The organism is Lentilactobacillus sp. Marseille-Q4993 (genome assembly GCF_951230165.1).
GTDB lineage: Bacteria > Bacillota > Bacilli > Lactobacillales > Lactobacillaceae > Lentilactobacillus.
The window spans coordinates 121,165-147,953 of the sequence record NZ_CATNVB010000003.1; the positions used below are offsets into that span (position 1 = coordinate 121,165).

A 26,789-nucleotide genomic window follows, 5' to 3' on the forward strand; every position below is an offset into this window, starting at 1 on the left:
TATTTAATTAAAATTCTGTAGTAACTGCATTGCTAATCGAACATTTTCCACTCCCATCTGCCCCGGCGCTGACACCTCTCCCACCGTCGCGAACGTCATGCTAGATCCGATCAACTGACCACTGATTCGCGTTACTTTACCTAAATCTCCCATCGCCATCGAAACAATCGGCTGCTGCAAAGAGGTACTTGCCTTACTAGTTGCCGTCATCAAGGTAAGAACATCGGCCGCTGAATTTGGCATCACAGCAATTTTCAACACATCGGCTCCGATATTTTGCATTGCGGTCAAACGGATAATGATCTCTGTTTCGTCTGGAGTTGATTTAAAGTCGTGGTTGCTCATAATCACGACTTTTTTATTTTGATGTATGTAATCAACCAGTCGCTCAATCTGTTCAGAATCATGGTTTAATTCAACATCAACAGCATCTGCATAATCACCTTCACAGACTTGTTTGCATAACTGAATATATTGATTTTCTGCCAGTGAAAGATTACCACCTTCACTTTTAGTCCGAAATGTGACTAGCAACGGTAATCCTTCAAGGATATCTTTCAGTTTGTTTCCAATCTCGGATAACATAGCATTATCAGTCACTTGGCTAAAATAATCAATTCGCCACTCAACTAAATCTGGTTTAGCTAAAACAATCTTCTTGGCAGCAGAGATTATCTCTGTTTCAGTAGTTCCAATAATCGGGACCGCGATTTTAGGTTGGTCAGTGCCTAAAGTTGTGGCACCAATCTTGACTATGTTCATTAGCGTTCCTCGTTTCTGAGTTGTAGTTGCTGTTATTATCCCCTTTTGGGCTGACGGGTTCAAACTAAATTGGCAACTTGTTAGTTATCTTCTTTTAACATCTTTAGCAGTAACCTATCCCGCTCACTCACAATTCTTTCCGCCTCATCACCCTGCCAATCATAGAAGCCCTTACCTGACTTACGCCCCTTCTCATCAGCCAACACTTTCTGTTTTAATGCCTGATCCTCACCAGTTTCGTTGGCCAAATCTGCGTAAAGATACTTGGAAATATTATCAAACACGTCCAAGCCACCAAGGTCCGCACTAATGATTGGGCCTAGGATACTCCACCGGCGACCCAAACTGTACTTTACAATATCGTCCACCGCTTCAGGCGTGGCGATTCCCTTCTCAACGATGCTCAAGGCTTCTCGAAGTACGGCCAATTGAATTCGATTACCAACAAATCCAAGCGACTCCTTCTTCAATGGCACTGCGTGTTTACCAATCTCAGTAATCAATTCAGTGGTAAAGTCCACCGTCGTTTGATTCGTTTTTTCACCAGGAACTACCTCAACTAAAGGCATCAACTGAGCAGGATTCCAAAAATGAGCAACGACGAACCGCTGTGGGTTCTTCAAAACAGAGGCAATTTCTGTCGGACTTAGGCCTGAAGTATTGGTAGCAAGAACCACTTCATCCCCCACAAATTTTTCCACTCGCTGCCAAACTTGTTTCTTAACATCGATATCTTCAACGATTGACTCAATCACAAAGTCAGCATCGGTAAGAGCAGTTTCATAATCCGTCGTCGCGTCGATTCTATCTAAAACATCATCAACATCCTTATTATCGACGATTCCGTTTTCGACAAACGTCTTTAAATCCTCATCTATCAGTTTAATTCCCCGCTCGATCGCAGCGTCATTGTTATCTAATAAGTTGACGTTGTATCCATGAATTGCAAACTGGAGGGCAATTGCGTGTCCCATCGTTCCTGCCCCAATATTAGCTACGGTTTTCACATCAGATATCTTCATAGTTTGGCCCCCGTTTTTAATTTCTAGCTCAATAATAACAAAAACGTGATAAAGTAATGGTAAAAAGGACTGGGAGTGAGCGTATGTTTATGATGCACGGGTTTGAATTCGGTGGCATGTCACCTTTTTCGTTCATGTTTATGGGCTTCGGAGGACTAATCTTCTTACTACTGATTGGTGGATTAATTGTTGCGATTAGCAAATCCAATCAACAACACAACCTAATCGTTCCAGTAATGGCTGTCGTCATCATCGTCCTCTTGCTCATGTTGCTAACCCCAATGGGTGGTTCGTTTTATCATGGCTGCTAATTCAAACGAGGAAGTGAAGACTTGTTATTAACCGGAACGATATTCTTCATTATCCTATTAATTTGGATTCTGATACTGAAAACAATTAATCGCCCAGTTAACAAAGTACTGGTGTATGCACTGGTGTTGAGTGCTGTGTGGGTGATATTTGATACCGTGCTATTTTTGATATCTGGTTGTTAAAAGCCTGAACTAGTCGCAGTGACAAGCTCAGGCTTTTTATTATCTATTCATGTTTTGACGCACCCGTCTGCGTATCCGCCTGCGGTTTCACCGAAGGACCCGTTGTTGCATCTGGATCTGGAACTAACTTTTGCCCGGTCATCTTTAAGTATGACTCGACAACTGGCCAGATATCAGCAACCCATTCATTAATTCCACGGTAGTTACCTTCTTCATCATGCATTGCTTTGTAGTAATGCATCACGTGTTTTGTGGGGCCGTTACCTGGAACTGGCATTGAAATCAGGTCAGTTTCACCTTCCCGTAAGGCATGGATAACGTGTTTGACGTGTTCCACCGCCCGTTCTGGATGAACGGCACTTAACGGATTTCCCACTTGGTCAGGTGTTCTGGGAGCAAGCATTTCGGAATTGCTTAAAAATTTATTGTAGTAAATAAACTGGTTATTTTCGTCAGCGTACGTCAATTCAATTGGAATTGTCTTGAGAAAAAAGTTTAGTTGATTGACCGTTAGCAACCCTCTATCGAGTTTGACATAGTCGTTACCTTCAGCTGCGTTAGTATGCTTTGATGCTTGTTCGAACCAATCATCCGCATTCATATCAACGCCAGGAACTGTCGTTTTATTTGGGGTTGTTGCATCAAGGTTCTCTTCATTATTCATAATGGTTTTCCCTTCGGTTTGTCGTAGCCAACGAAAAAGGCTCATTCCAATTTTACAACAGGAATGAGTCTTAATTTAGTCCCATTTAGTTTACATTAATAAAAACTTGGTTTGTCCCCATCGGTACCTGGTTGGTTTACTCCAAGTGATTCGTGGACGTCTTGGCTTGGATCAACAATGTGTTTAACCACGATGTCAGCGATACTCTTCCGAGAGACCTCGGTCCCCTTGAACGGTTCGCCTTTCCTGGTTGTTTCATAGCTAATGATGTCGTTGTTGGACAACCATGCTGGCCGAATAATTGTATAATCCAGGTCAGAACTTTCAATCACTTTGGCAGCCGCTGAATATGTTTCAAGATAGCCACCATCGAGCATTTGGTGATTCCATTCTCCGTACTTACCAGGAACTTCATCATAAATTCCAAGTGTGGAAATCCAAATTAGCCGTTTCACCCCAGCTTCATCCATTGCTTGAACTACCGCTTTAGCTTGTTGTTCGATGTTACTGCCTGCCAAGTTTGCGTAGACAACGTCAACGCCTGCTAAAGCATCAACCAAATCACTTTTAACGGTAGCATCCCCTTCAACTACCGTTTGCCTACTGCTGTCACTAGTTTGCATCCGCGAAGCCTTTCTCAAGAAGAGTTTCATATTTACGTCAGTTTGCTTTAAAAGCTGATCTTCAGCCAACCGTGCGATTTTTCCGTTTGCCCCAAGAATTAATACTGTTGTCATTTTAAATTCCTCCCTTGTTTTCAAAAATAATGATACAAGGATTGCGGAGTTAATATAACGGACAGATTTAATTGATTGTCCGCACACTTTACTGGTAAAAGCCGTAGTTTTTCATACAATTAATTAAGTGGAGGAATTATCTTGAAAACTCAAATTGAAATTGCTGAGGCAACAAAAAAATTAATTTTAAAAAAAGATTTTAATCAGATTTCCGTAACTAATATTATGACGGGGGCAGGATTACGACGACAAACATTCTATGACTTCTACCATGACAAGTATGATGTCCTAGCGTGGATCTACCAAACTGAGGTGAATGAAGCGGTTAGTCGCTGTGAAGATTATGCGACTTGGCCAGAAACACTAGTCAAAATGCTGACTTACTTCAACGATAACCGTGAATTTTACCAAAAGGTCATTCAAATCGACGAACAAAACGCTCCCGAAGAAGTAATCGAAAGCCATATCAGGGAAATGGTTGGTTCAATTTTTAATGAGATGATTCTGGTCAAACGGTTACCAGTCGACGAAGCATACCAAAGCTTTTGCGAAGACATGCTCAGTGCAGCCTTAATATCCCGATTGGAAAAATTTCTTAGCACGCCAGCTGCATCGATTGATCAAGAGGCAAAATTCATGAGAACGTATATTGAGGATGGCATGAACGGGCTGATTAGCAGAATTGGTAATCAAAATTAAGCTTATCAATAACCAAAGTGATATTATGTTATTGAGGGAGATGAATTATTGATGAAAAAATTTTATTTAGTAATTGTTGCGGTGGCTTTCTCATTCTTGATGTTTGCCACTACACAACAAGTAAGCGCGGCTACATATCATTCAGGAACCCCAAAGATATTAAGGGGGCATTGGCGAAGCGCCAAGAAAACTTCCCTTGGTCACGGGATAATGAACGTCCACAAGACCAAGGTATATTTACATTCCAGACTGGCACCTGATCCAGAAGGAATGATGCATGCTAAATACAAACGAACATCAAAGGGTCACTATAAGCTGATTGGCCGGAATTACGCAAACGCACCTGTTGGCGGCAGCATAATATCGATAAGGGTTAAAGTGTACAGCCACCACAAGATTTACGTCAAAGGACAATCAATGAAGGGTGTCTACTACAAATAACCAAAAAGAGTTAGAAATTGCCACACAAGCGACAACTCCCAACTCTTTTATTTTGCTCTATTCAGGCCAAACTTGGTTAGCCACATCTCGCACCAACTCAAGCTTACGCCACTGTTGTTCTTCAGTTAAATGGTTACCTTCTTCAGTTGAAGCAAAACCACATTGGGGTGATAAACAAAGATTTTCTAAGGCAGCAAATTCAATTGCATTTTGAATTCGGCTCTTCAACAATTCTACTGATTCCAATTCTGGTGTCTTAGTGGTTACTAAGCCCAGAACGATTCGTTGATTACGACCATTATCAGCAATCTTCTTTAGTGGTTCAAAACCACCAGAACGCTCATCATCGTACTCCAAGAAGTAGCCATCAATGTGGAGCTGAGCTAAGTAATCTGCCACTGGATCATAAGCTCCGGCCCCTGCCCAATTTGAATCATAGTTTCCACGGCAGATGTGCATCGTTAGTGTTAAATCATCTGGTTTGTTATCTGCAATGGCATTAATAGCCTTAACAGCAGCTTCGCACAAAGGCTTTAACTCAGGTCGAATTTCTCCTTCAGAGAAGCTTGCCCACATTCCCCATGAAGTATCATCAATCTGCAAGTAACGACAGCCAAGATCATAAAACTTTTGAACAGTCTTTTGATATGCCTTGATTACATCTTCTAGAAAGGCATCCAAGTCGTAGTTATAATACTCGTCAAAAATTTCGGCATCTTTATTTGGAAACAGAACTGATGGACTAGGAATGGTTTGTTTTGCATAAACGCCATCTGGCACAATGCTTTGTAAAAATTCAAATCCCTTAAAGAATGGGTGATTGGGATTATATTCAATCTTGTCAGTAATCCGAATTCCGCCTTTTCTGGTTTCTTGGCCATTAAATACAAAACCATGGTCGGGTTCAAAGAATTCTTCTCCGTTTAAACCATCAAAGAAGTCTAAGTGCCACCAGCTCCGACGGAATTCGCCATCAGTAACGTCTTTATACCCTAGTTCAATTTGCTTCTCAACAATCTGCTTAATTTGTTTGTCTTCAACAGCAGTCAATTCATCCTGACTAATTTGGCCATTATTAAACTTTTCCCGGGCTTCTTTTAACTCCTCCGGTCTTAAGAAACTACCCACAATATCAAATCTACATGGTACCTTTACACTTGTTTCAACTGTCATAAATTATCCATCCCTTCAGCGTTTGCATAAAAAAACGCCCTCGGAAATAAATTCCAAGGGCGAATGGTTTCGCGGTACCACCTTTTCTCTCGACTAGTTCACACTAGCCAACTTAAGAGTGCGACAAACAAGTCATACTCCGGTTTTATAGTGGAAACCAATCAATGTAGACTCACTTTTAGCTCGCCTACATATTGCTCGAAGACCATTTTCGTAAATTCTGCGTCATCCACTCTCACCAAATGTGGATTCTCTTGGCACGCTTCCGAAACTACTTATCTTTTCAACGCAAATGCTAATCCAATTTTAATTTTTTAATTTGTTACTCAGAATGATAATCGAAATAAGTAATGCTGTCAATGAAAAATTAAATTTTAGTCATCGTCATCCCTATCATAGTCAGCGACTTTCTTATCAACTACATTCGTCTTCATCTTGAGAGAACCATCATCCTGCTTTTGAATCAACCCATGATATTGGAAAACCTGAATATGAGTATGATCATCCAACTCAAATTTATACTTCACGTTATAGACCACTCGGGTAAGGTTTGTATCATAAGGTGCCACGCTTTGAACACTTGAAGACATATAATAATCATCGATGTTATCGTCATTTTGATAACCATCAATCATCTTCATAAATCCTTGATAAACTACACTACCAGTTCCACCGACGAAGTAATCACCATAATTATCATCATCAGCACTTTCCTCATCAGTAACAGTTCCATCGTCAATATCACCCCAGATGCCATTCAACAAATCACTGACATCTGACTCGTTTGCAAAGCCACTAAATTCAGGTTCAACCGTACCGTTGTTATCATCCATTGTAACTTTGGCGGGTTTTGACTTAAGGACTTTTTTGCTAGCAGACTTAAATGACAGTGAAACCTGCATGTCTTGGCTAAATGGATAGTTCTTCATTTCGTAAAAGCCATCTGAACCTACTGTACCGATTTCTACACCATTAAGAAGCACCTTCGCCCCTGGTTCACCCTTAACACTGTACGAAATTGTTTCCAATGGCAACGACTGCTGTAAATCATCGTCATCTGAGCTAACCCAGTTAAATTTACCATTGTTTTGTAGTTTACGGCCATCTACGCTTGCCGAAGTCTGAACGCTGTACTCACCAGGTAAATATGGGCCAATCTTTTTATATCCCGTCGTCCCCATTTTATTAGAAACTACTTCATTGTTAAGCTTCAAAACTGCATTATCTCGATTAGTTTTAACTTTAGGATAGATTGTTTTTGCTTTTAAAACATAGTTGTCAAAAAGCAGAAACTTACTGCCAGATTTTGAAAACTGCAATTTATCATTAAAATAACCGTTACCCTTAGCGGCTGATGTAAATTTAGCTAACTGATCCTTGTTGTCACTGAAATACTTGATCAACGGCTCGACAGAATCTGATGTCGCTTTAAAACTAGGATCGGTTGTCTTAATAAAAGAAGCAACTCCCTTACCATCGTCATTCTTAATATCACTTATCAAGCGCTGTGATGCAGCTGCTCGACCGAAGTAATATCGGCCAAACATATACCCACCGGCAATTACCGCCACGACAGCAACTCCAACAAAGACTTTCCACTTTTTAATGGGTTTTCTAGGCTTATTTTGTCTCTGTCTGCTATCGTTGATTTGCTGCTGATTTTCTTGTTTAGAACGGTTAGAATTTGAGCCCTGAAACTGCTGATTACCATCCGATTGATGCGAACTTCCGCTATTTACAGGTTGCTCATGCTCATCTGAATTAGTTGATTTATTATCCTCAGGTGTTACATCCTCTTTTTTTGCGGATAACTTTGCTTGATCTAGCAAGTACTGCTTTACATTAAAACCACACTCAGGACAAAAAGCGGTATCTTTACTGATTTTGGTTCCACAATTTGGACAGAAAAAGTTTTCTTGCATAGTTAATTTATTCCCCCCCTAAATTAGGAATTAACCCAGTTTTGTATCTTTTCAACAAAGGCCGCAATTAGTGAATTTGTGGCAAACAACATAATAACAACCGGAACCAACTGAGAAATAAGAACAGCATAAAACTTATTAAATTTAGATTTCACATTCACAAGTGTCATGATAGCTGCAATCGAAATAATTGATTGGCTGATTATAAATAGAAATAGCATAACTGAAGCAAACGGACTATCAGATGACGTAACAGTCAAGGAAAGCAGTACATTTACAGCCATCAACATTGCACTAATATTTAGATATACTCCAAATTCATCTGCAAAATGAACAATAGTTATTTCATCTTTTTGGAACACCTTTCTAACTGCAAATGAAACAATGAAGTAGGCTGCAAACATTAGGACAAATAACCAGCCAATCTTCATAATTCCACCAGAAACATCGCTAATAATAGTTTTAACAGCAGACATCATTAGTTCTTCTGAACTACCTACAGAATGAACGTAGCTCTCCCACTTTGTAACACCAACTTTAAAAAATCCTAATACCAGAATAACGTAGATTACTAATGAAACGAATCCTGCATATTTTGGAAATTCTTGCGTATCTACTGGGTTAACAATAGAATTCTTCAAATATGAAAGGTAATCCATGAAGTAACTTTTATATTGAACAGTTGCGTCTGAATTTACTGCAGAAGAATGGGCAGTTGCATGGTTAGTGCCCGGTTGCTGATATTCATATCCTTGATGATCAAAGTTAGCTTTTCCAGCTGGCCTACCTTCACTAAAACCCGATTCATTTGGTTCATTATGATTAACATACCCATCACCCGTTACATCCGAGTACCTTTTTTCATTACTAAGGTTCTCCTGCACAGGATGATTATCCTCAACCGGTTTACTTGGCTCCACGTTACTCGTCGCAGCAGCAACGTTTGCCAAACTAAACCCACAGTACACACAGAACTTAGCTGTATCTTGATTTTCTTTTCCACAATTTGGACATATTTTCATATGAATTTCCCCCCGATAAATAATGTATATAAATAAAATAAATAATAAATATATAACTTTAATTATAGTATAACTAACCGGTTAAATTCTACTATTTATAGAAAATAAATATTATCCCGTAGAGTGCTATTATATAGCGATCCATCTAGTTATAAGCATAAGTCACAATAACTAAATGATAATTATTACTATTTAAAAACACCCAAATTGCTACCAGTTAAACCAAATGCCACCTTTGCACCCACCATTTCCCCAGTGCTAAAATACTCTATGCAATAAAAATTGCGATTAACTACCCAAAGGAGATAATTATTATGAGTAAAGTTGCCGTAGTCGTTACTGACTTTGTGGAGGATATTGAATATACTTCCCCGGTTGAAGCAATGAAACAAGCTGGCCACGATGTTACCACCATCGAAATGGAAGCCGGCAAAACCGTCGAAGGTAAACATGGCACTAAAATCACAGTCGATAAGTCAATCGACGATGTTAAGCCAGAAGATTTTGATGGCTTATTGATTCCTGGTGGTTTCTCGCCTGATCAACTTCGTGACGATGAGAGAATGGTCGACTTTGTTAAGGGATTTCTATTAGCTAACAAACCAACTTTCGCAATCTGCCACGGCCCTCAACTGTTCATCCAAACTGGTTTGACTAAGGGTCGTAAGATGACTGGTTATAATACCGTTCGTCCTGACCTCTATTACGCTGGTGCTTTGGTTGAGGACAAGCCAGTCGTTGTTGACAACAACTTGGTTACAAGTCGGACTCCTGATGATCTTGATCAATTTAACTCAGCGATTCTCGATCAATTAAAATAAAAGAGTAACGCAAAAAGGCTTCTTCCAAATGGAAGAAGCCTTTATTTGCAATGTTTTACAATTACTAATTATAACTGTTTTGAAAGAGAATGACACACTCAAACTATAAAAAAATATGCTAAACTGAAGCTATTAAAGGAGTGAACGCTATGAAAACTAACATCCCCACTTCCGCTGCTATTCTCCACATTATTAGTGGCACTTTTCTAACCATTGGCGCAGCAACTTTATTCGCGGCAGGAGTGGTTCAAACAACCGCAAACCACAAAAAAACGGAAACTAAATAGTTTCCGCTTTTTTTAATTCTAGATTGCCGCTTCCGTCACTCTCTTATCTTCTTTAACATCAGCAACCACTCTACTTGCATGAACCCGAACCCCGTTTTGATAAACATCGTTATCTCTCTGGAATACCTTAATATCCTCAACTGGGTTATCATTCATTACGATAAAGTCCGCATACTTGCCAACCTCAATTGAGCCAAACTCATTATCAACGTGCATTGCCCTTGCACAGTTGAAAGTTGCCGAATCAATTGCTTGAGCGGGCGTCATATCAGCTTTGTCTACGTATAATTGCATCTCGTAAGCACTTTCGCTTTCAAAACCGTTATATGGAGTTCCCGCATCAGTTCCCATTGCGATTGGAATTCCAGCTGCCGCAGCCTTTTTAATACTTGCGAAGTGTTTCTTGATATTAACGATTACCTTTTTACGCGCCCAGTCAGGAACCGTTCCTTCACCATATTGATAGATGGCATACATTGCGTTTAATGTTGGCACCACCGTAGTTCCGTGTTCCTTCATCATCGCAATCGTTTCGTCATCAATGTTAAAGGCGTGTTCAACAGTATCGACTCCAGCTTCAACGGCCTCCTTAACCCCTTCGGCACCCTGAACATGCGCAGCAACCGTCTTATTCTTATGATGGGCTTCACGAACTGCGGCTTTAACTTCATCCATGTTGAACTGAATATCGTCAGGAGTTTCGCCATTCTTCAGCACTCCACCAGTAACCATCATCTTGATATTGTCGACACCATTCTTTAATGCCGTCCGCACTCCCTTGATGACTTCATCTACACCATCCACTTCGTATCCGCCATCTGAACCGTGGCCACCTGTAATTGAAAACGCCTGCCCAGAAGCCATCACTCGTGGTCCTTTCACAAAGCCCTTCTTTTGCATCTCACGAATTTCAACATCAATATCATATGGCGCGCCGACGTTACGAATATATGTAACTCCGTGGTTGATCATATCTTCCATATTTTTCACGGCGTACATTGTATTAAACTCACGTGAGTTGGAATGCCGGTCTTCCTCACCATCTCGCCACCAGTATGTTGGAATACTTGTGATATGGGTATGAGCATTCATGATTCCAGGGGTCATGTACTTTCCATCCATATCCACCACTTCATCAACTGCTTGGACGTCATCGTTGACTCCAATAATCTTTCCGGTTTCCGTATCAACCGTAACACTCTGATTATCCTTGAATCCTTCAACCTCTGAACTGTATACTGAAACGTTTGTGTATTTAACAATAGCCATAATAACTCTTCCTTTCGATTTGCATTCTCTTCTGCCAATTATTTTTCCGTGGGTTTCTTAACTGATATTTCAAGAACACCACCTCCTTTATTGCGGAATTAATCGTTATTTCCAATAAGCGTACTGCAGTTTGCCTGACTGTCCGGACATTGCATCCCACTTCAAACCACCAAGTTTTGGATTAATCAGATGTGCTTGGGCTGCTTGATATGTTGGGGCAACCCCTGCGATCGCCATAATTCTTTGATCAGCTTGTTTTTCAAAATCGTAACGTTGTTGCTTGTTGTATTTAGTAGTATCGGCAACCTTGTTCATCAGCTCTTCGTACTTAGCATCCTTAAAGTTTGAGAAGTTAATTGAATTGCCACTTCTCATCCCATCCAAGAAGTTTTGGGCGTCTGGATAATCAGGTCCCCAACCAACGGTCGCAATATCAAACTCGGTCGAGAAGTCTCGGGAAACGTGAGTTGCGTGTGGAACGGAAACCACGTTGATTTTCATTCCTTTAAGGTACTTGGCAACTTGACCCTGAACGTATTCAGCCAATTGCTTCTCGGTATCAGTATCATCAACCAAGAAATCAAGGGTAACGTTCTTCTTGCCAATTTCCTTTTGAGCCTTTGCCCAGTATGTCTTAGCCTCAGCATAATCAGTCTTAGCAAGGTTCCCTACTTCATCAATCATATCCTTGCCATTCTTAGGGTCTTTGGCGTAATCCTTTGGTACGATGTTGTTTGATCCGGTCGACCCATCTTGCAAAACCTTGTTGGCCAATTGATCACGATCGATAACCAAACTCAATGCGTGACGAAGGTTTTCGTTATGGGTTGCCTTCCGTTTATCATTGAAGTAAATGTAATTATTCCGCCCTGTCTTAGTAACCACCAGTGCTTTATTGTTCTGGTTATTCTTAACCGCACTACCAGTCAACGTGGTGAAATCAATTTGTCCTGAGTTGAACATGTTCTGAGCAGTGTTATTTTCCTTAACCACTTGAACGTTGATCTTTGGAATCTTGACGTTCTTTGCATCCCAGTAATACTTATTCTTAACGTATGTCCATGAATCATTTTGACCAGTCCAACCTTTGATGACGTATGCTCCGTTTGAGAGGAACTTATCACTTGAAGTTCCGTACTTGGCACCGTACTTCTTAATTTCGGAAACCTTGATTGGCGTGAAACCCAGAAATTCGTTATTCATAAACGGAACTGGTTTGGTCAACTTAACCGTAAAGGTTCGCGAATTAACTGCCTCGATTCCCAACTTCTTAGGACTCATCTTTCCTTGATTGACCGCCTCAAAGTTCTTCAGATACTGAATTTGCGTGGTAGCCTGGGACTGAGTTTTTGGATCCGCCTGCCTCTGAATGGCAGTCACAAAATCCTGTGACGTCACTTGAGAACCATCACTCCACTTAGCGTCCTTCCGAATTGTAAACGTGTACTTGGTGCCGTTTTCGGTTGGGGTAACTACTTTCTCAACCATACCGGCAGTGATTTTATTGTTCTTATCCTTGCGATAAATTCCCTCAGTGGTTTGATCATCAACCGCGCTACCGTTAGTTTCAATTACCTTAGTTGGGTCAATCGTCAACGGTTCCCCCGGAATTGTTATTTTTAAGGTTTGGGAGTCATCATCCTGCTTAGCACCAGTGATTGATGACACACACCCAGTTAATAAGACGGCCATCACACTGCAAATCAGACTAATAATTACGATGTTCTTTTTTGATATGGACATATCTATTCCTCCTGCAATGTTTTTTGATATTGATATTGGCACCACCGTTTTCTGGCCAGGAAAACAAAAAAAGCGCCCCTTCAGATTTCTCTAAAAGGACGCTTTTGCGCGGTACCACCTTAATTATGGGAACACTCCCACCTCTCACGTACGCCTGATCGTCATCAGGATAACGTTGGCGCTATAATGGGCGCTCCCAGTTAGTTCTTACGAACCGCATGCTCGAAATTCACTTTTACCAGTAAGTCCTCACGCTCTTCCAGATAACGGCGCTCTCTTGGCAGGACTTATCAGCTACTCCCGATTTTCTCTCAGCACTTTTTAATCAATATCTAATGTCTAGTACAATAACGTTGATTTTTTATGTTGTCAACATCATTATAAAATTATTTTTAATCAATCTCTTATAATTGCTGTTTCATAGGGATTTATCGTACTTAAAAAATTAGCCATACTTAGTATTTAAATCCAAATCTCCAATTCGATTCTCACCCCAGGAGTACATCATTTCTAAGATTGGGACCAAACTATATCCTAACTTTGACATTCGGTAAACTGTCCGTTTAACCTTACCTTCATCATAAAAATCTTTATTGATTAATCCATCCTCTTGTAATTCCTGTAACTGGTTGGACAGAACCTTCTTGCTAGCACTGGGAATTAATCGTCCAAACTCATTAAAGTGAACTTCCTCACCATTTTTAAGATTCCACAAAATAAATAACTTGTGTTTGCCACTAAACATCGACATTGTAAACTCCTTGGCACAATCGTATTCACCCTTGGCTAGTTTATTAGCGACACTTTCGCGAATATCATCGCTCATTTGATCACTCCTTGACCGGTTACCTGAAAGTAACTAATTTCCTGTTTGGATTGTAAGGTATAAAATACACCCTATCTCAAAAAAATCAAATATAATTTACATGGGATTTTGAATCCCAATATTTTTCTAGGAGGATGAACAGTGAAATTACAATTAGCAATTGATCTTGAAGACGTTGAAGGTGCAATTAACCTGATTGAAAAGACCAAAGACAGCGTGGATATTTTTGAATATGGTACCCCACTTGTCATCAACTTCGGTCTCGAAGGACTTAAAAAGATTCGTGACCGCTTCCCAGACATCACGCTACTCGCCGACCTTAAGATTATGGATGTTGCTTCTTACGAAGTTGAACAAGCCTTCAAATATGGGGCTGACATTACCACAATCTTAGCTGCCGCTGAGGATCAGTCAATCAAAGATGCCGTTAAGGCTGCTCATGATGCTGGTAAAGAATTACTTGTCGACATGATTGGAATTCACGACCTTGCCACTCGCGCAAAGGAAATTGATGCGATGGGTGCAGACTACATCGGAACCCACACAGGCTACGATCTCCAAGCTCTTGGCGAAACTCCATTTGAAGCATTCAACACTATTAAAGAAAACGTAACTACAACAAAGACTGCAGTAGCCGGTGGTATCAAACTCGCCACTGCTAAGCAGATCATTGATGCTGTTCCTGATTTACTGATTGTTGGTGGTGGTATCTCAACCGTTGATGATCCTGCTGAAGCAGCTAGAGCAATCAAAGCATTGATGCCAGCCGATTAAGGAAGCGATTTGAATGAATGATTACTGGTCAATTATTCTCAGTGAACTAAGTGCCGTAAATGTAACAGTTACTGATGAGTTTGCTCAATTAGTTAAAAACGCAAACCAAGTTTTCGTTTTTGGCGCTGGTCGTTCAGGATTAGCGATAAAAGCCTTCGCCATGCGACTTTCTCAGTTGGGGAAACCAGCTTTTGTTGTTGGTGAAACCACAAACCCACCAATTGGTGACGGTGATTTATTCACCGTTGCTTCCGGTTCTGGGACCACCTCTCAAGCAATCACGCTAGCCGATAAAGCTAAGGTGACTGGTGCTAAAGTAGCTTTAATTACCGCTTCACCAGACTCACCACTAGCAGCCACAGCTGATTTAGTTACCAACCTTGGCGGCAAGGCAAAATATGATAACGATTCTAGTACCGTCCAACCAATGGGGTCACTATTTGAACAATCGGTTTTCATTTTTGGTGATGCCTTCGTTCTAAAGTACATGAACGATTTCCAAGTTAGTGAGACCGATATGCAGAAACGCCATGCTAATTTGGAGTAGGGAATACCGTAAAAATTTTTAATTTCGGTTTAATGCCCCAAAAAGAACAATAATTAGATAAAAAATTGCAGTGCTAACTTCATTTTCTTGAAATTAGCACTGCTTTTTTCGATATCCATAGTTATTGCCTTAAATTTTACAAAACATTATCCTTCTTATACGCCGATCGAACCATTACAAAATTAACAATTACCAAAATCGTGGTCATCAAGAATATATGCCGGTAATCCATAATTCCGGCTACCAGCGACCCCAACATTGGTCCAACCACAGACCCAAACGCCTGTGATGATTGGTAGTAACTGAAAATTCGGCTGGTAACGTTAGCTGGTGATTCAAGGGTCAGCACTGTTTGTACCACCGGCAGTAATGCAGCATCAGCAATTCCAATTAGGAACCTCAGTATTCCGAGCAACCAAACCGAGTGAACAAAAAACATCGGGAAAAACACAATTCCAGAGAAGGCCAAGCCATAAAGTAGCACCTTTTGAGGACCAACTCGGTCACCCAGTGCCCCCAGCCTTGGCGCAGCAAACAGCGTTGCCACCCCAGGTAGGGCCGCAATCACCCCACTAACCAAAGCAACGTTGCCATGATTATCCATCAGCTGTTTGACGAACAAACTGATAATTGGGTTAATGGAGTTGGTTGCTGATTGGATCAGCAGTGATGATGCGAACATTGCGAAAACCACTCGGCGATGGTCAATATTGATGAATGCATCCTTAAAACTATTTTTATTTTTATGCGGAATCGGTTTGAAATCTTCCTTAACGAAAAACATCGTAATCAGGGCCGCACAAAACATCATAAACCCGAACACAAAGAATGGAATTTGATAGCCAAACATTCCAGCAAGATAGCCACCTAGAATTGGCCCAATCAGCTGACCACCGACAGCTCCAGTGGTCATACTTCCCATTGTTTTCCCACTTTTTTCCATTGGCACTTCACTGGCCACCAGGGCATAGGCGTTGTTGACATAACCTGAAAACAATCCTTGAATTCCTCGAATCGCTATCAAAACCCAAACATTAGGTGAAAAACCAGTCAGCGTTGCACTGATTGTCATTCCAATTGATGCCCGCAAAAGCATTGGTTTTCGACCAGTTCTATCAGCAAGATTACCCCACATTGGCGAAACGATAGCCTGAGCTAAGAAGGTAATTGCAAAAGCCGCTCCGGAGTATAAAGTAAGTTGCCACTTTGGAAAATTACCCATTTCCGAAATGAACAACGGTAAAAATGGCAGTGACATACTGGCTCCCGCTCCCGTTGCAAAGTTACCAAACCACAGTGCCCGCATATTCTTTTGCCATTGAGGTGTTTTTGTGCTCATTATCTTGCCTTTCTTTCTATAAAGTAAAAGTCAGCGACTAGTCGCTGACTTTTTTAATCAAGTTGCTTCTCTAACCACAAACTAAAATAATACGCGAATTTTTGATAAGTAACAACATTTGGATGTAATCGCTGATCATAATAACGAACCCTGTAGTTCTTTGAAGTAATGAACTTAGGATGTTCTTTTTTAACATCATAAGTTTTGATTCCCATGGAATTATACGTCTTCTTGAGCCCAGCCTTCAACTGACTGAATGTATATCCACCCGGCCCCATCTTCTTATCCATATTGCCGTAATCATACCTTGGTAATGGTAAAACAGCATAGATCTTAAGGCTAGGATTCTGGTGACGAATATACTTGATTGCCTTCTTCAATTTCTTTTGCACTTTCTTCAGTGGTGCATTAGAATGCCGATAATCGTTGGTACCATACCCCATGACCAAGACGTTAGCTTCATTGAAGTCAATTTGGGGCAAGATGGTAAACAAGTCGTTAAATGCGTGACCCGTAATTGATGAACGAATGTGACCTTGTTTGTAAACGGTCGTTTGCAAATACTTGTGGACCCAAAGTGGGTAACTGGCATTCTTATAGGTCACAAACCCGTTGTAACCCTTAGTAATTGAATCACCCATAAACAAAATCTTGTTCTTCTTAAGGGAATTAGTTCCCGGAAGTTCAACGTGATAATGCCGATTTCTAATGGTCCCTAATTCAGATTTAGGTACCGTTAGGTGAATCGTATTATCGCCGTTATAGATTTTGTAGAGATCGCCCGTATCAGATTTCTGGTACGCAAACCAGTTTTCGTTGGGATATTTAGTTTGGATTTGCTTATCCTTAACGTAAACCGGGAACTCGGTAATCATATGGTACTCGATTCCATTGAGTTGCTTGATTGCCGCCCGCTTAATGTCAGCGGGAGCATGACTTGACGAACCGCCCGTATTGACGGGAATTAACACCAATGCCATAAGCAACACAGTTCCCAGGTAAATTCGTTTTAGAATATTCATAATTTACCCCCGAAATGCATTTTTCTACAACTATACATAGTAACAAGTTTTCGGAAACCAGTAAAGGAAACTTGACATTTTTTTAATTCTCGGTTCAAGTTAGTTGCTCACAACGAAATCTTTTCGTAATAAAGACGTAAAGGAATCGATAAAACCCCAAACACAAGGCACCACTGAGCCATTTATAGTTGATGATGTAAACCACCTGTTCCGTACCACCCCTTGTGTTGTCACCTATTTTGTCATACATTGAGCGCAATAATCAAAACTAACGCTACTGCCAATTTAGGGGAAACTTGACGGTTGCTACTACAAATAGGAGTACTGATTTTATGAGGAAAAATAACCATGTTCGTTTGTTTATCACTGGAGTATTTACATTACTCATCGCCCTTTCATTTGCCAAAACAACTAAAGCTGATGACGGTACAGTTATCCCTGACATCTCTGAGTGGCAAGGAAAATTATCCGCAACTAAGGTCCAAAATTTAAAGAGTCAGGTTTCTTTCATTATTAACCGTAGACAATACGGAGCCGGCTACCAAGATAAATACGCCACCAATAACACCAACCTATATACTCAGTACGGTGTTCCATTCGGTGAATACGACTATGCGACTTTCAATAGTAAAGCGGCAGCAAAAAACGAAGCCAATATTTTCTACGCAAATTCAAATAAGAACGCAAAGTTTTACGTTCTGGATTTTGAGGAAAACGATGTCACTTCTGGTTCAGCTAACTCAGCCGTCAAAGCTTGGTACAAGCAGATGAGAAAGCTAACTGATAAAAAGCTGATTTTTTATTCCTACCAGGCATTTGCAACTCAAAACGCAAACAGTGCTCGGAAAAAATTCGACGCTCAGTGGATTGCTAACTACTCATACAGACCAACCATCAAGACCGACCTCTGGCAATATTCAAATAAGAAGTACGTGCCAGCTTTGAAACGTTCAGTCGATGCCAGTACGATTTTAAGCTCTGACAAACCAATTTCATGGTGGATCGGTGGTCAAAGCGCCGCAACGGACCAAACTCAGCTTGAAACTACAGCAACTTCCAGTTATTATGAAGACGTCCCAACCCAAATTACTGCAACGAAGAAAGTTTACGAATATAATAAGTCTAAGTTCAAGGCAGTAAATCGGGTTACAACGATTCAACCGGGGACAACCTTGTCCATTACTGGAATCAAGCAACGTTCCACTGGCTCGTACTATTTCGTTACGGCTGACGGCTACTTTGTCACCGCAAACAAGTCGTACGTTCAGGAATAATCAGGAGGATCATTCATAATGAAACTATTTAAATTTAGCGGTGTGCTACTCTTAGCTTTAGTTTTGGGAGGCTGTGCAGCCGGTAATAACAGTTCAAAATCGTCCAATAGTAATAGTAGCTCCAAGACTGAGATGAGCAATTCTAGCTCACAATCAAGTTCAGATAGCCAAACATCCAACTCGGAATCAACTTCTACTTCTAGCGGTTCCCAAGCAAGTTCGAGCGAAAACCAATCCCCTTCGTTTGCATCAAATACTAAACAGTTAGCGGCCAAATTGCCAGGGGTATTGTTACCCCAAAGCACCGGTCTTTCAAGTAGCCAGCCAGTAAACATTCGTTACACTGGCAATAGTTCAAGCGCCACCGTTTATTATTCAGTTGGCCAGTCAAACCTGGCTCTGAATGACAAAGGACTTGCAAACAAAGCTTCATACGCAACCTTGACTAAGAAGGATTACGCATCAAGTAGCCAAGCTGCTAGTAACGTCGACTATCAAGATGGTAGTCAAAACAAAGGCTTGCCAAAAGTAAACTTAGGGCACTCAATTATTGGTCGGCTCCAATCTGGTGCTGGTCAACAGTACATTTCATGGAACGAAGGCCGCTGGTCAGTTGTTGTGCACGGTAGTCCCGTCAATAACACTTCACCAAAGAAAGCTGCCCTTCAAACCGTAGCTTTATTCGAACAATACTCATTACCAGCTCCGCAAAAAGTTGGTTCAGTGAAATTTGAATCTGGCCAAAACACAGGCCTCGCCCAAACCATCACTTGGCAAAATGGCAAGTCCGTTTATACCCTTAAAGCAAACGATCCTAACGTGGCCGTTGCGATGGGTGCAAGTATGAAATAACTAATCTAAAGCTTTATTAGTCGGAAACTCTCCGGCTGGTAGAGCTTTTTTTAGTCGTCAATTCGCCCTTTTTCCCTCCTAAAGTTATAATTATTAGTAACTATTAAATGAAGGAGAGGTTTTCCATGGACAAACTAGACCGTAAAATTCTCAACATCATTCAGGAGGATGGGCGGATTTCAATAAAAAACATCGCTGAAAAATGCTTTATTTCAGCCCCTTCTGCTTCAGTTCGCCTGCAGAACCTGGAAAACCACGGTTTCATCGACGGTTACACGGCGAACGTAAACTATGAAAAACTCGGCTACTTAATCAAGGCATTTGTCCGAATTGACGTCAGTTACAAGGAACTCCCTAAGTTCGTCAACTTTGTTTCAAAGGTACCAAACGTTGTGGAATGTAATTACATAACTGGGGACGCAGCCGTCCAACTCAAGGTCTACTACAAAAACATGACCGAACTTAACGAATTCAACGCGTCACTAAAGGAGTTTGGTAACACTCACACCAACGTTGCGTTCACTACTAACATTGGACCACGCCCGCTTTTGCTCCCGGAAGATAAGTAACATCCCCATGAAATAAAATATTTTGTTTTCTTAGGCAGGCGTCCGCGTCTGCCTTTTTTTCATCAAAAATTTTCAAAGTTTGCAAAATCATGTAAAAACATCCCCTTAAAACCACTACATTTTGAATTTTGAGTGCTAAGGTAATCCCAGTTGATTAGAAGGCCTCTAATTTAATTCATATTTTAGGAGGAAACGTGTATGCAAAAAACACAGATAACAGAAAACGAGGACGGTACCAAACGTTCTCTCAGTAATCGAAACGTCCAGATGATTGCGATTGGGGGAACAATCGGAACTGGACTGTTCTTAGGATCAGGAACAACTATCAGCAAAACCGGACCATCAATCTTGATTGTCTACCTAGTCCTAGGAATTTTCTTCTTCCTCATGATGAGGGCCATCGGGGAAATGCTTTACTCCGACCCATCACAGCACACATTCGTCGCTTTCATCACCAAATACCTCGGCCCAACCGTCGGTCACTTTACCGGTTGGACATACTGGCTTGGACTTTCGTTTTGTGCCATGGCCGAAATTACCGCCATCTCTACATACGTTCAGTTCTGGTTCCCAAACGTGCCAGCGTGGATCATCCAGCTTGCCTTTTTAGGTACGCTAGCGGGAGTTAACCTAATCGCCGCCAAACTATTTGGAGAAGCTGAGTTCTGGTTTGCATTGATTAAAATCGTCGCTATCCTTGCCCTAATCGTTACTGGTGCGTTCATGATTTTCAGTCATTCAGTTACGCCAGTTGGCCACGCCTCAATGGGAAATATCTTCAATAACTTTTCAATGTTCCCTCACGGTGGAATGAGCTTCATCTCCGCCTTTCCAATGGTGTTCTTCGCCTTTCAAGGAATTGAATTTGTCAGCATTACCATCGGCGAAGCAACCACCCCTCACAAAATCATCAAAAAAGCCGTTAACGAAACCCTGCTCAAGATTTTGATCTTCTACTTTGGTGCTTTGATTGTCATCATGGGAATCATCCCTTGGACTCACCTCAATGCCGACAGTAGTCCCTTTGTTCAGGTGTTCAAACTAGCTGGCTTCCCTGCCGCTGCTGCTTTGATCAACTTCGTTGTCTTGACGTCAGCTTCGTCTTCGCTTAACAGTTTCATCTTCTCCGCTGGTCGTCACCTTTACCAAATTGCCGATGAATTGCCCGAAGAGAGCTGGCTTAACAAGCACGTTGCTAAAATTTCGAAAAACGGAGTTCCCGCAGCCGCAATCACTTTGTCAGCAATCTTCCTACTGATAACCCCACTCATGAGTCTGACGAAAGCCACCGCCTCAGTCTTCACCATTGTGGCCGGTTCATCAAACGACATGTACATCATCGTGTACGCCCTAGCAATGATTGCTCACCGGCGTTACCGTGAATCAAGTGATTTCTTACCAGACGGCTTCAAGATGCCTGGTTACCAATTCACCAGCCCACTTACCATTAGCTTCTTTGCCATCATCTTCGTCACCCTATTCTTCATTCCCGAAGATATTGTCGGTGCCGTTGGTGCCATCATCTGGACCGTTGTCTTCGGTGGTATGACTTACGTTCACCAGAGAAGAATGGTATCTGTGGACGTGAACAGTTTGCAATAGTCACAATCTTGGCTACCCTCCGATAGTGTTGGTTCAACCCAAAGTGAATCATCACTCAATATATATATTCGTAGAACGATCATCAAAATTTTTATTTGGTGGTCGTTTTTTTATTATTTCAAACTAAACTGACTGTAAATAAAAAAGAAACTTCAGCTGAAGTTTCTCGGTGTTACAACTAGGTTTAAAACGGTCATTCAAATTCAATTTTTACATTCTCCGCCAACACCCTGTGATATTATATTATAAGTATGCTTTTATAATCGCCATTATCTAAGGAGGGACATCCGTTGTCTAAATTCAAAGTTCAAACCATCATCTTCGTTCTCGTCGCTTTCATGCTCGGCTGTAATGAATTCATGGTTGTCGGGGTCATTTCCGAATTATCCCGGGATTTCCACGTTTCCATTTCACTGATTGGCTATTTAGTGACAATTTTTGCGACCGTTTATGCCGTCAGCACCCCGTTCATCACGATTCTTACCAGTAAATACAATCGTTACAAAACCCTGATGACCTTGATGATAATCTTTTTGATTGGGAACACTTTGAGTGGGTTCGCCCCAAACTACATTTTCATGTTAGTGTCTCGGGTGTTGACCGCCTTTACAGCGGGATCAATCATTTCTCTCGTTACCGCGTTTGCAAGTCAAATCGCCCCTCGTGACAAACGGGCATTCATGATTTCATGGATCACTGCCGGGTTCAGTATCGCTTCAGTCGCGGGAGTGCCAATTGGGGTTGCTATCAGTACCAGTTACGGTTGGCGTTACGCTTTCTTTGGCGTGTCAGTGATTACTGTAGTTGTCACCACCCTGTTATCCCGCATCCTACCAAAGCAGATCGAACAAACTACCAGTACCATTCGCAAACAACTCACCCTATTATTAGATTCACGAATTTACGTCGGTATCTTTTCCGTTTTGTTCACCGCCGCTGCGATGTATTCCTACTATACTTACATTCGACCACTGATCACCACCGCGCTTGGATTTAGTGATTCTTGGCTAAACTGGCTCCTGGTTGTCATTGGAGCATTCAGTATCGTCGGTAACCGTTTGTCAGGAAAACTCGCTGAAAGTCCTCGCGACTTGGAAATTCTCCCTTGGTTCTATGTAGCTGATATTGTCCTGCTCTCTATCATGCCATTCTTCCTTCATAACCAAGTTCTTGGATTTGGAATCATCTTGATTCTAACTCTGATTGTTACGATCAACGGAGCTCCACTACAGCTTCACTTCATCAACATTAGTGAAAAGGACTTCCCCCAATCATTAGTGCTAGCTTCATCACTTAGCTCGATCTTCTTTAACTTCGGAATCTCATTGGGTTCCGCGACCTCATCGTCAATGTTGGCTCTGGCTGGTTTAACGAAAATCAGTTGGGCTGGAGCAGTGTTTGCGGCCTTATCGATGATTTTGATTGTGGTTTTGAATCGAATAATTGCTAAAAAAGAACAGCTAACTACAACTGCCAAATAATATTAATTTAAAATACGAGGCTACGACATAATTTATATTACCGAAAAAATGCAATGATAATTTCATTTTCGAAAATTATCGTTGCATTTTTGCCTTTACCCCACTCCCGTTTTTTCAATTTATCACTTTTCACCCTTTCATCACATTTGTGCCTTATAATTTACTTATCATAAAAACGAGGTAATCGCATGCAAACCTACATTTTTGACTTTGACGGCACGCTCGCCAATTCTGGTAAGGCCGGAATCATGGCGACCCAAGCCGCATTTAAAGACTTTAGTTTACCCGAACCAAGCGAAAATATTATCAACTACTACATGGGAATCCCCATTGAAGTATCATTCAAAGAAATGGTTCCAGAACATGAATTTGAGGACGAAGAATTCTCCCAGCTCCTAGCAAAGTTCCGCGAGTACTACCAAAAGTACGAAATCGACAACCTAGAACTATTCGAAGGGATTATGCCCACCCTTGAAAAACTAGTTGAACGTGGCAAATCACTATTTGTCGTTTCTAGCAAACATTCAACTGCACTCCTAAGGAATCTGGCCGCTCTAGACATCGCCAACTTCTTCACCGGCGTAATTGGATCTGACCAAGTTAAAGAGTATAAACCGGCTCCGGATGGAGTTCTTCAAGTTCTAGACCACTACAAGCAAAAGGCAAACAACGCCGTGATGATTGGTGACGCAGTTTTCGACCTCCAAATGGGCAAAGCTGCCGGCGTTAAGACTTGCGGGGTTTCATGGGGTGCTCACGATGTGGATAGTCTGATAAGCGAACACCCAGATTACCTGCTCAACAAGCCTGAAGAACTGTTAGATATCTGAGGTAGCTCATGCAAACTAAGACATTCAAAGCTCTCGGCACTAGAATTGACCTGCAAATCGATGACGACGCCCCAGCAGATTTACTGAACGAATCGGAACAGTTGGTTAATCAATTCGAAGATGCATTAACCGTTAATCGCGACCAATCCGAAATCATGGCGGTTAACCACGCTGCCGACATCCAGCCAGTTGTGGTTTCCGATTCCAGTTTCCGTTTAGTCAAACGAGCGGTTGAAGTAAGTCGACTTAACCTAGGCTTCAACGTAGCAATCGGTCCACTGGTCAAACTATGGTCAATCGGGTTCAAAGACGCCCGAATTCCAACCGAAGCCGAGATTAAGCAGGCATCTGAGCTTATCGACATCAACAATGTTATTCTGAACGAAACCGACAAATCAGTATTTCTCACCAAAAGTGGAATGGAACTCGACCTCGGCGGTATTGCCAAGGGCTACATCGCCGACGGCATCAAAAAACTGTGGGAAACTCAAGGTGTAACAAGCGGTATCATTAACCTTGGTGGCAACGTTCTGTTAGTTGGAACCGGCCCACACGGTGGTAATTGGAACGTTGGCATCCGCGAACCAGTTGAAACCGACCAGCCGAACCTAGCCGTTATTAGCACTTCGGCTAAATCACTAGTCACCTCTGGAATCTTCGAGCGTTACCTTGAAGTTGATGGCAAAATGTACCACCACATCATCGATCCCCGAACTGGCCACCCATTGGAAACTGAACTAGCTAGTGTTACTGCAATCACCCCAGTTTCCACCAAAGCCGAAATTTGGTCTAGTTTGGCATTCTTCAATGGAATCATTAAGGCACCACAATTAGTGAGCCAGCTCAAAGCAGACGTTGACCTAATTTTTGTCACCCGCGATAACCGCGTTTTTATTACCAGCAGGATTGAAGATAAATTTCAGATAATCGACGATAATTATAAATTAGCCGGCATTCTAAAAAATCAACAATAAAGGAGTTCACAGCAATGGCTAACAACCAACCATTCATCAAAGACAGCATTATTCAGTTTGAGAACGGCACCTTGACCTTGAGTCAAATCGAAGCCATCTTCAAATCTCTACCGTTCAACCTCACGTTCATCGACGCTGACGATAACTATCTCTGGTCATCCCGACCTAGCAAGGACTCTTTTCCTGCCAAACTAGTGGACCGTCACCCAGACGGAGCATGGAGTAAGTACAACGAAGTTCTTGAATCACTAAAGGCGGGTAATAATCATGGTTCAATTTCTGGAAAAAATAACGAACCAATCAATTTTTATGCCGTTCGAAATCGAAACGGTGAGTACCTAGGGGCGTTAGAAATCCCCGGTGACCTTGGCAGTACCATTGCTGATGAGGAAAATGAAAAGCCCGACACTTCAACTGGGGCATCAGTTACCTATGATCCCGAAACGTTTGTGGCACCTCAGTACGATAAGTCGCCTGAACAAATTAAAGCTGAACAAGAACAACCGAAAGAGAAACCAAAAGAGCAGCGGACCCTTCACGCCGATACGGCTACTGGTCCTTCGGATACTCACTGGTTGTCATAATAAAAACGGAAACCAAATTGGTTTCCGCTTTTTAATCTTCAAATTTAACTGGTAATATTTCTGGAGCTGGCATTTCAGCCCCATCTTCACACTGAGCCAACAATGTATCTATTAAGCGGTCAGCAATCTCATCAATTGGCTGAACCACCGTTGGCAACTCAGGGCAGATATCCCTAACAAACTCACTGCCATCGTAACCCGTAATCAGAAAGTCCTCAAACGGTTTGCGGCCTTCATCCCTAGCCAACCTCGCAATTTGCAAGGCAGTAACGTCATTACTAGCAATCACGCCGTCAAAATCACCAGGAAACAAATCAGCCGAAACTTCTGCGTCAACTGGGATTGATTCGTATTTAATCCCGTTTGCTTCCAGAATCTTGATTGATTCCGTTGTCCGCGCAATGGTTGGTGAGTTCGAACTATCATCCTCTGACATCAGCGCCACCCGTGTGGCACCATGATCAACCATGTACTGAGCAACGTAACGACCTCCCGCAGCGTTATCTGCTGAAACGGTCGGAACGCTATCTGCTAGATAACGATCAAACGACACGATTGGAGCCGATGCCTGACTGTACTCCTCAATTCCTAGATTATGTGAACTAGAAATCACACCCTCAACCTGGTTCGCCATCAGCATCCCCAGATACTCGTGCTCAATCTGTTCATTGTTGGCAGATGATGCAATGATTGCCTTGTACCGTTTCTTGAACAGTTTGCGTTCGATAACGTTAACCAGTTCAGCATAAAATGGATTGGTCAAATTAGGGAGAATCAGGCCGATAAACCGCGATGATTTTCCCTGCATTGCCCTAGCCAACGCATTAGGTTGATAATTCAACGCCCGCATTGCCTCGCGAACCTTAAGTACTGTTTTTTCACTGATAACTGGATTGTTGTTAATTACCCGCGACACGGTCGTAACTGAGACGCCGGCCAACTGGGCAACATCCTTTAACTTAGTCGCCATTTTTGATTCCTCGTTTTTTATTGTTACCTATATAATAACGAAGTTTTTATCAAATGGCTTGCTTTTTTGAAAATCCGACCGAATATTTG

At 41.7% G+C, this 26,789-nt stretch carries 27 protein-coding genes and 1 pseudogene; 15 read left to right on the forward strand and 13 right to left on the reverse strand.

The genetic code is table 11. The annotated features are described in order from the left end of the window. Positions 1 to 3: 3 nt before the first annotated feature. Together aroD and QOW94_RS02250 are read right to left on the reverse strand one after the other, a co-directional pair. Positions 4 to 762 (reverse strand): type I 3-dehydroquinate dehydratase, encoded by a 759-nt coding sequence (aroD, locus tag QOW94_RS02245; RefSeq protein ID WP_283678495.1) that lies wholly within the window; start codon positions 760 to 762, stop codon positions 4 to 6. 80 nt (positions 763 to 842) lie between these two features. After that, entirely contained in the window at positions 843 to 1,784 is a 942-nt protein-coding gene (locus QOW94_RS02250) for a 3-hydroxyacyl-CoA dehydrogenase family protein (protein ID WP_349630345.1), read from the reverse strand. 83 nt (positions 1,785 to 1,867) lie between these two features. Between QOW94_RS02250 and QOW94_RS02255 the strand changes: the two genes are divergently transcribed. Continuing rightward, on the forward strand, positions 1,868 to 2,095 hold the full coding sequence (locus QOW94_RS02255; protein WP_283678496.1) for a hypothetical protein: 228 nt from the start codon (positions 1,868 to 1,870) through the stop codon (positions 2,093 to 2,095). A gap of 226 nt (positions 2,096 to 2,321) precedes the next feature. Here the strand turns inward: QOW94_RS02255 and QOW94_RS02260 are convergent. Then, positions 2,322 to 2,930, reverse strand: a pseudogene (locus QOW94_RS02260) (PAS domain-containing protein); the annotation flags it as partial. 107 nt (positions 2,931 to 3,037) lie between these two features. Continuing rightward, positions 3,038 to 3,679, reverse strand: a complete 642-nt coding sequence (locus QOW94_RS02265) for an SDR family oxidoreductase (RefSeq protein ID WP_283678497.1) — start codon at positions 3,677 to 3,679, stop codon at positions 3,038 to 3,040. 141 nt (positions 3,680 to 3,820) lie between these two features. Between QOW94_RS02265 and dhaS the strand changes: the two genes are divergently transcribed. Together dhaS and QOW94_RS02275 are read left to right on the forward strand one after the other, a co-directional pair. Beyond that, on the forward strand, positions 3,821 to 4,378 hold the full coding sequence (gene dhaS, locus QOW94_RS02270; protein ID WP_283678498.1) for a dihydroxyacetone kinase transcriptional activator DhaS: 558 nt from the start codon (positions 3,821 to 3,823) through the stop codon (positions 4,376 to 4,378). A gap of 51 nt (positions 4,379 to 4,429) precedes the next feature. Further along, positions 4,430 to 4,819 carry a hypothetical protein gene (locus QOW94_RS02275; protein WP_283678500.1) on the forward strand — a complete coding sequence of 130 codons (390 nt, stop codon included), beginning with the start codon at positions 4,430 to 4,432 and terminating at the stop codon, positions 4,817 to 4,819. A 57-nt stretch (positions 4,820 to 4,876) separates the two neighbouring features. Here QOW94_RS02275 and QOW94_RS02280 read toward each other — a convergent pair whose 3' ends face one another. From QOW94_RS02280 to QOW94_RS02290, 3 genes are all read right to left on the reverse strand, one after another. Next, positions 4,877 to 5,992, reverse strand: a complete 1,116-nt coding sequence (locus tag QOW94_RS02280) for a 5-methyltetrahydropteroyltriglutamate--homocysteine S-methyltransferase (protein ID WP_283678501.1) — start codon at positions 5,990 to 5,992, stop codon at positions 4,877 to 4,879. A gap of 374 nt (positions 5,993 to 6,366) precedes the next feature. Then, the gene (locus tag QOW94_RS02285; protein WP_283678502.1) at positions 6,367 to 7,914 is read right to left on the reverse strand and encodes a TcaA 3rd/4th domain-containing protein; all 1,548 of its coding nucleotides are present in this window, start codon (positions 7,912 to 7,914) and stop codon (positions 6,367 to 6,369) included. Between the two features lie 23 nt (positions 7,915 to 7,937). Then, positions 7,938 to 8,936, reverse strand: a complete 999-nt coding sequence (locus QOW94_RS02290) for a zinc ribbon domain-containing protein (RefSeq protein ID WP_283678504.1) — start codon at positions 8,934 to 8,936, stop codon at positions 7,938 to 7,940. Positions 8,937 to 9,250: 314 nt separating this feature from the next. Here QOW94_RS02290 and QOW94_RS02295 point away from each other — a divergent pair, with 314 nt between their 5' ends. Both QOW94_RS02295 and QOW94_RS02300 read left to right on the forward strand, forming a co-directional pair. Further along, positions 9,251 to 9,757: a type 1 glutamine amidotransferase domain-containing protein gene (locus tag QOW94_RS02295; RefSeq protein ID WP_283678506.1), complete on the forward strand. Its 507-nt coding sequence runs from the start codon at positions 9,251 to 9,253 to the stop codon at positions 9,755 to 9,757. Positions 9,758 to 9,906: 149 nt separating this feature from the next. After that, entirely contained in the window at positions 9,907 to 10,044 is a 138-nt protein-coding gene (locus QOW94_RS02300; protein WP_283678507.1) for a hypothetical protein, read from the forward strand. Between the two features lie 18 nt (positions 10,045 to 10,062). On the opposite strand, the gene QOW94_RS02305 is transcribed toward QOW94_RS02300, so the two are convergent. The 3 genes from QOW94_RS02305 to QOW94_RS02315 all read right to left on the reverse strand — a co-directional run bounded on the left by QOW94_RS02305 (position 10,063) and on the right by QOW94_RS02315 (position 13,882). After that, positions 10,063 to 11,313 (reverse strand): metal-dependent hydrolase family protein, encoded by a 1,251-nt coding sequence (locus QOW94_RS02305; RefSeq protein ID WP_283678509.1) that lies wholly within the window; start codon positions 11,311 to 11,313, stop codon positions 10,063 to 10,065. A gap of 105 nt (positions 11,314 to 11,418) precedes the next feature. Beyond that, positions 11,419 to 13,056 carry a peptide ABC transporter substrate-binding protein gene (locus tag QOW94_RS02310; protein WP_283678511.1) on the reverse strand — a complete coding sequence of 546 codons (1,638 nt, stop codon included), beginning with the start codon at positions 13,054 to 13,056 and terminating at the stop codon, positions 11,419 to 11,421. 445 nt (positions 13,057 to 13,501) lie between these two features. Continuing rightward, positions 13,502 to 13,882: a winged helix-turn-helix transcriptional regulator gene (locus tag QOW94_RS02315; protein WP_283678513.1), complete on the reverse strand. Its 381-nt coding sequence runs from the start codon at positions 13,880 to 13,882 to the stop codon at positions 13,502 to 13,504. A gap of 141 nt (positions 13,883 to 14,023) precedes the next feature. Here QOW94_RS02315 and hxlA point away from each other — a divergent pair, with 141 nt between their 5' ends. Both hxlA and hxlB read left to right on the forward strand, forming a co-directional pair. Continuing rightward, positions 14,024 to 14,656 (forward strand): 3-hexulose-6-phosphate synthase, encoded by a 633-nt coding sequence (gene hxlA, locus QOW94_RS02320; protein ID WP_283678515.1) that lies wholly within the window; start codon positions 14,024 to 14,026, stop codon positions 14,654 to 14,656. A 13-nt stretch (positions 14,657 to 14,669) separates the two neighbouring features. Continuing rightward, on the forward strand, positions 14,670 to 15,203 hold the full coding sequence (gene hxlB / locus QOW94_RS02325) for a 6-phospho-3-hexuloisomerase (protein ID WP_283678516.1): 534 nt from the start codon (positions 14,670 to 14,672) through the stop codon (positions 15,201 to 15,203). Between the two features lie 136 nt (positions 15,204 to 15,339). Here hxlB and QOW94_RS02330 read toward each other — a convergent pair whose 3' ends face one another. Both QOW94_RS02330 and QOW94_RS02335 read right to left on the reverse strand, forming a co-directional pair. Then, complete coding sequence (locus QOW94_RS02330) at positions 15,340 to 16,545, reverse strand: MFS transporter (protein ID WP_283678550.1); 1,206 nt, start codon at positions 16,543 to 16,545, stop codon at positions 15,340 to 15,342. Positions 16,546 to 16,595: 50 nt separating this feature from the next. After that, a complete protein-coding gene (locus QOW94_RS02335; RefSeq protein WP_283678518.1) occupies positions 16,596 to 17,564 on the reverse strand; it encodes an SGNH/GDSL hydrolase family protein in 969 nt (322 codons plus the stop codon). Between the two features lie 332 nt (positions 17,565 to 17,896). Here QOW94_RS02335 and QOW94_RS02340 point away from each other — a divergent pair, with 332 nt between their 5' ends. The 8 genes from QOW94_RS02340 to QOW94_RS02375 all read left to right on the forward strand — a co-directional run bounded on the left by QOW94_RS02340 (position 17,897) and on the right by QOW94_RS02375 (position 25,730). Continuing rightward, complete coding sequence (locus QOW94_RS02340; protein WP_283678520.1) at positions 17,897 to 18,838, forward strand: GH25 family lysozyme; 942 nt, start codon at positions 17,897 to 17,899, stop codon at positions 18,836 to 18,838. An 18-nt stretch (positions 18,839 to 18,856) separates the two neighbouring features. Next, positions 18,857 to 19,690, forward strand: a complete 834-nt coding sequence (locus tag QOW94_RS02345) for a hypothetical protein (RefSeq protein ID WP_283678522.1) — start codon at positions 18,857 to 18,859, stop codon at positions 19,688 to 19,690. 125 nt (positions 19,691 to 19,815) lie between these two features. Continuing rightward, positions 19,816 to 20,259, forward strand: a complete 444-nt coding sequence (locus tag QOW94_RS02350) for an Lrp/AsnC family transcriptional regulator (RefSeq protein WP_283678523.1) — start codon at positions 19,816 to 19,818, stop codon at positions 20,257 to 20,259. Positions 20,260 to 20,457: 198 nt separating this feature from the next. Further along, positions 20,458 to 21,861 carry an amino acid permease gene (locus tag QOW94_RS02355; RefSeq protein WP_283678525.1) on the forward strand — a complete coding sequence of 468 codons (1,404 nt, stop codon included), beginning with the start codon at positions 20,458 to 20,460 and terminating at the stop codon, positions 21,859 to 21,861. 290 nt (positions 21,862 to 22,151) lie between these two features. Further along, on the forward strand, positions 22,152 to 23,342 hold the full coding sequence (locus tag QOW94_RS02360) for an MFS transporter (RefSeq protein ID WP_283678527.1): 1,191 nt from the start codon (positions 22,152 to 22,154) through the stop codon (positions 23,340 to 23,342). Positions 23,343 to 23,530: 188 nt separating this feature from the next. Continuing rightward, positions 23,531 to 24,172 (forward strand): HAD family hydrolase, encoded by a 642-nt coding sequence (locus QOW94_RS02365; RefSeq protein ID WP_283678529.1) that lies wholly within the window; start codon positions 23,531 to 23,533, stop codon positions 24,170 to 24,172. An 8-nt stretch (positions 24,173 to 24,180) separates the two neighbouring features. Beyond that, a complete protein-coding gene (locus tag QOW94_RS02370) occupies positions 24,181 to 25,146 on the forward strand; it encodes an FAD:protein FMN transferase (RefSeq protein WP_283678530.1) in 966 nt (321 codons plus the stop codon). 14 nt (positions 25,147 to 25,160) lie between these two features. After that, positions 25,161 to 25,730, forward strand: coding sequence for a hypothetical protein (locus tag QOW94_RS02375; RefSeq protein ID WP_283678532.1), 570 nt, complete (start codon positions 25,161 to 25,163; stop codon positions 25,728 to 25,730). A gap of 31 nt (positions 25,731 to 25,761) precedes the next feature. Here QOW94_RS02375 and QOW94_RS02380 read toward each other — a convergent pair whose 3' ends face one another. Further along, complete coding sequence (locus tag QOW94_RS02380) at positions 25,762 to 26,700, reverse strand: LacI family DNA-binding transcriptional regulator (RefSeq protein WP_283678535.1); 939 nt, start codon at positions 26,698 to 26,700, stop codon at positions 25,762 to 25,764. Between the last annotated feature and the right edge of the window lie 89 nt (positions 26,701 to 26,789).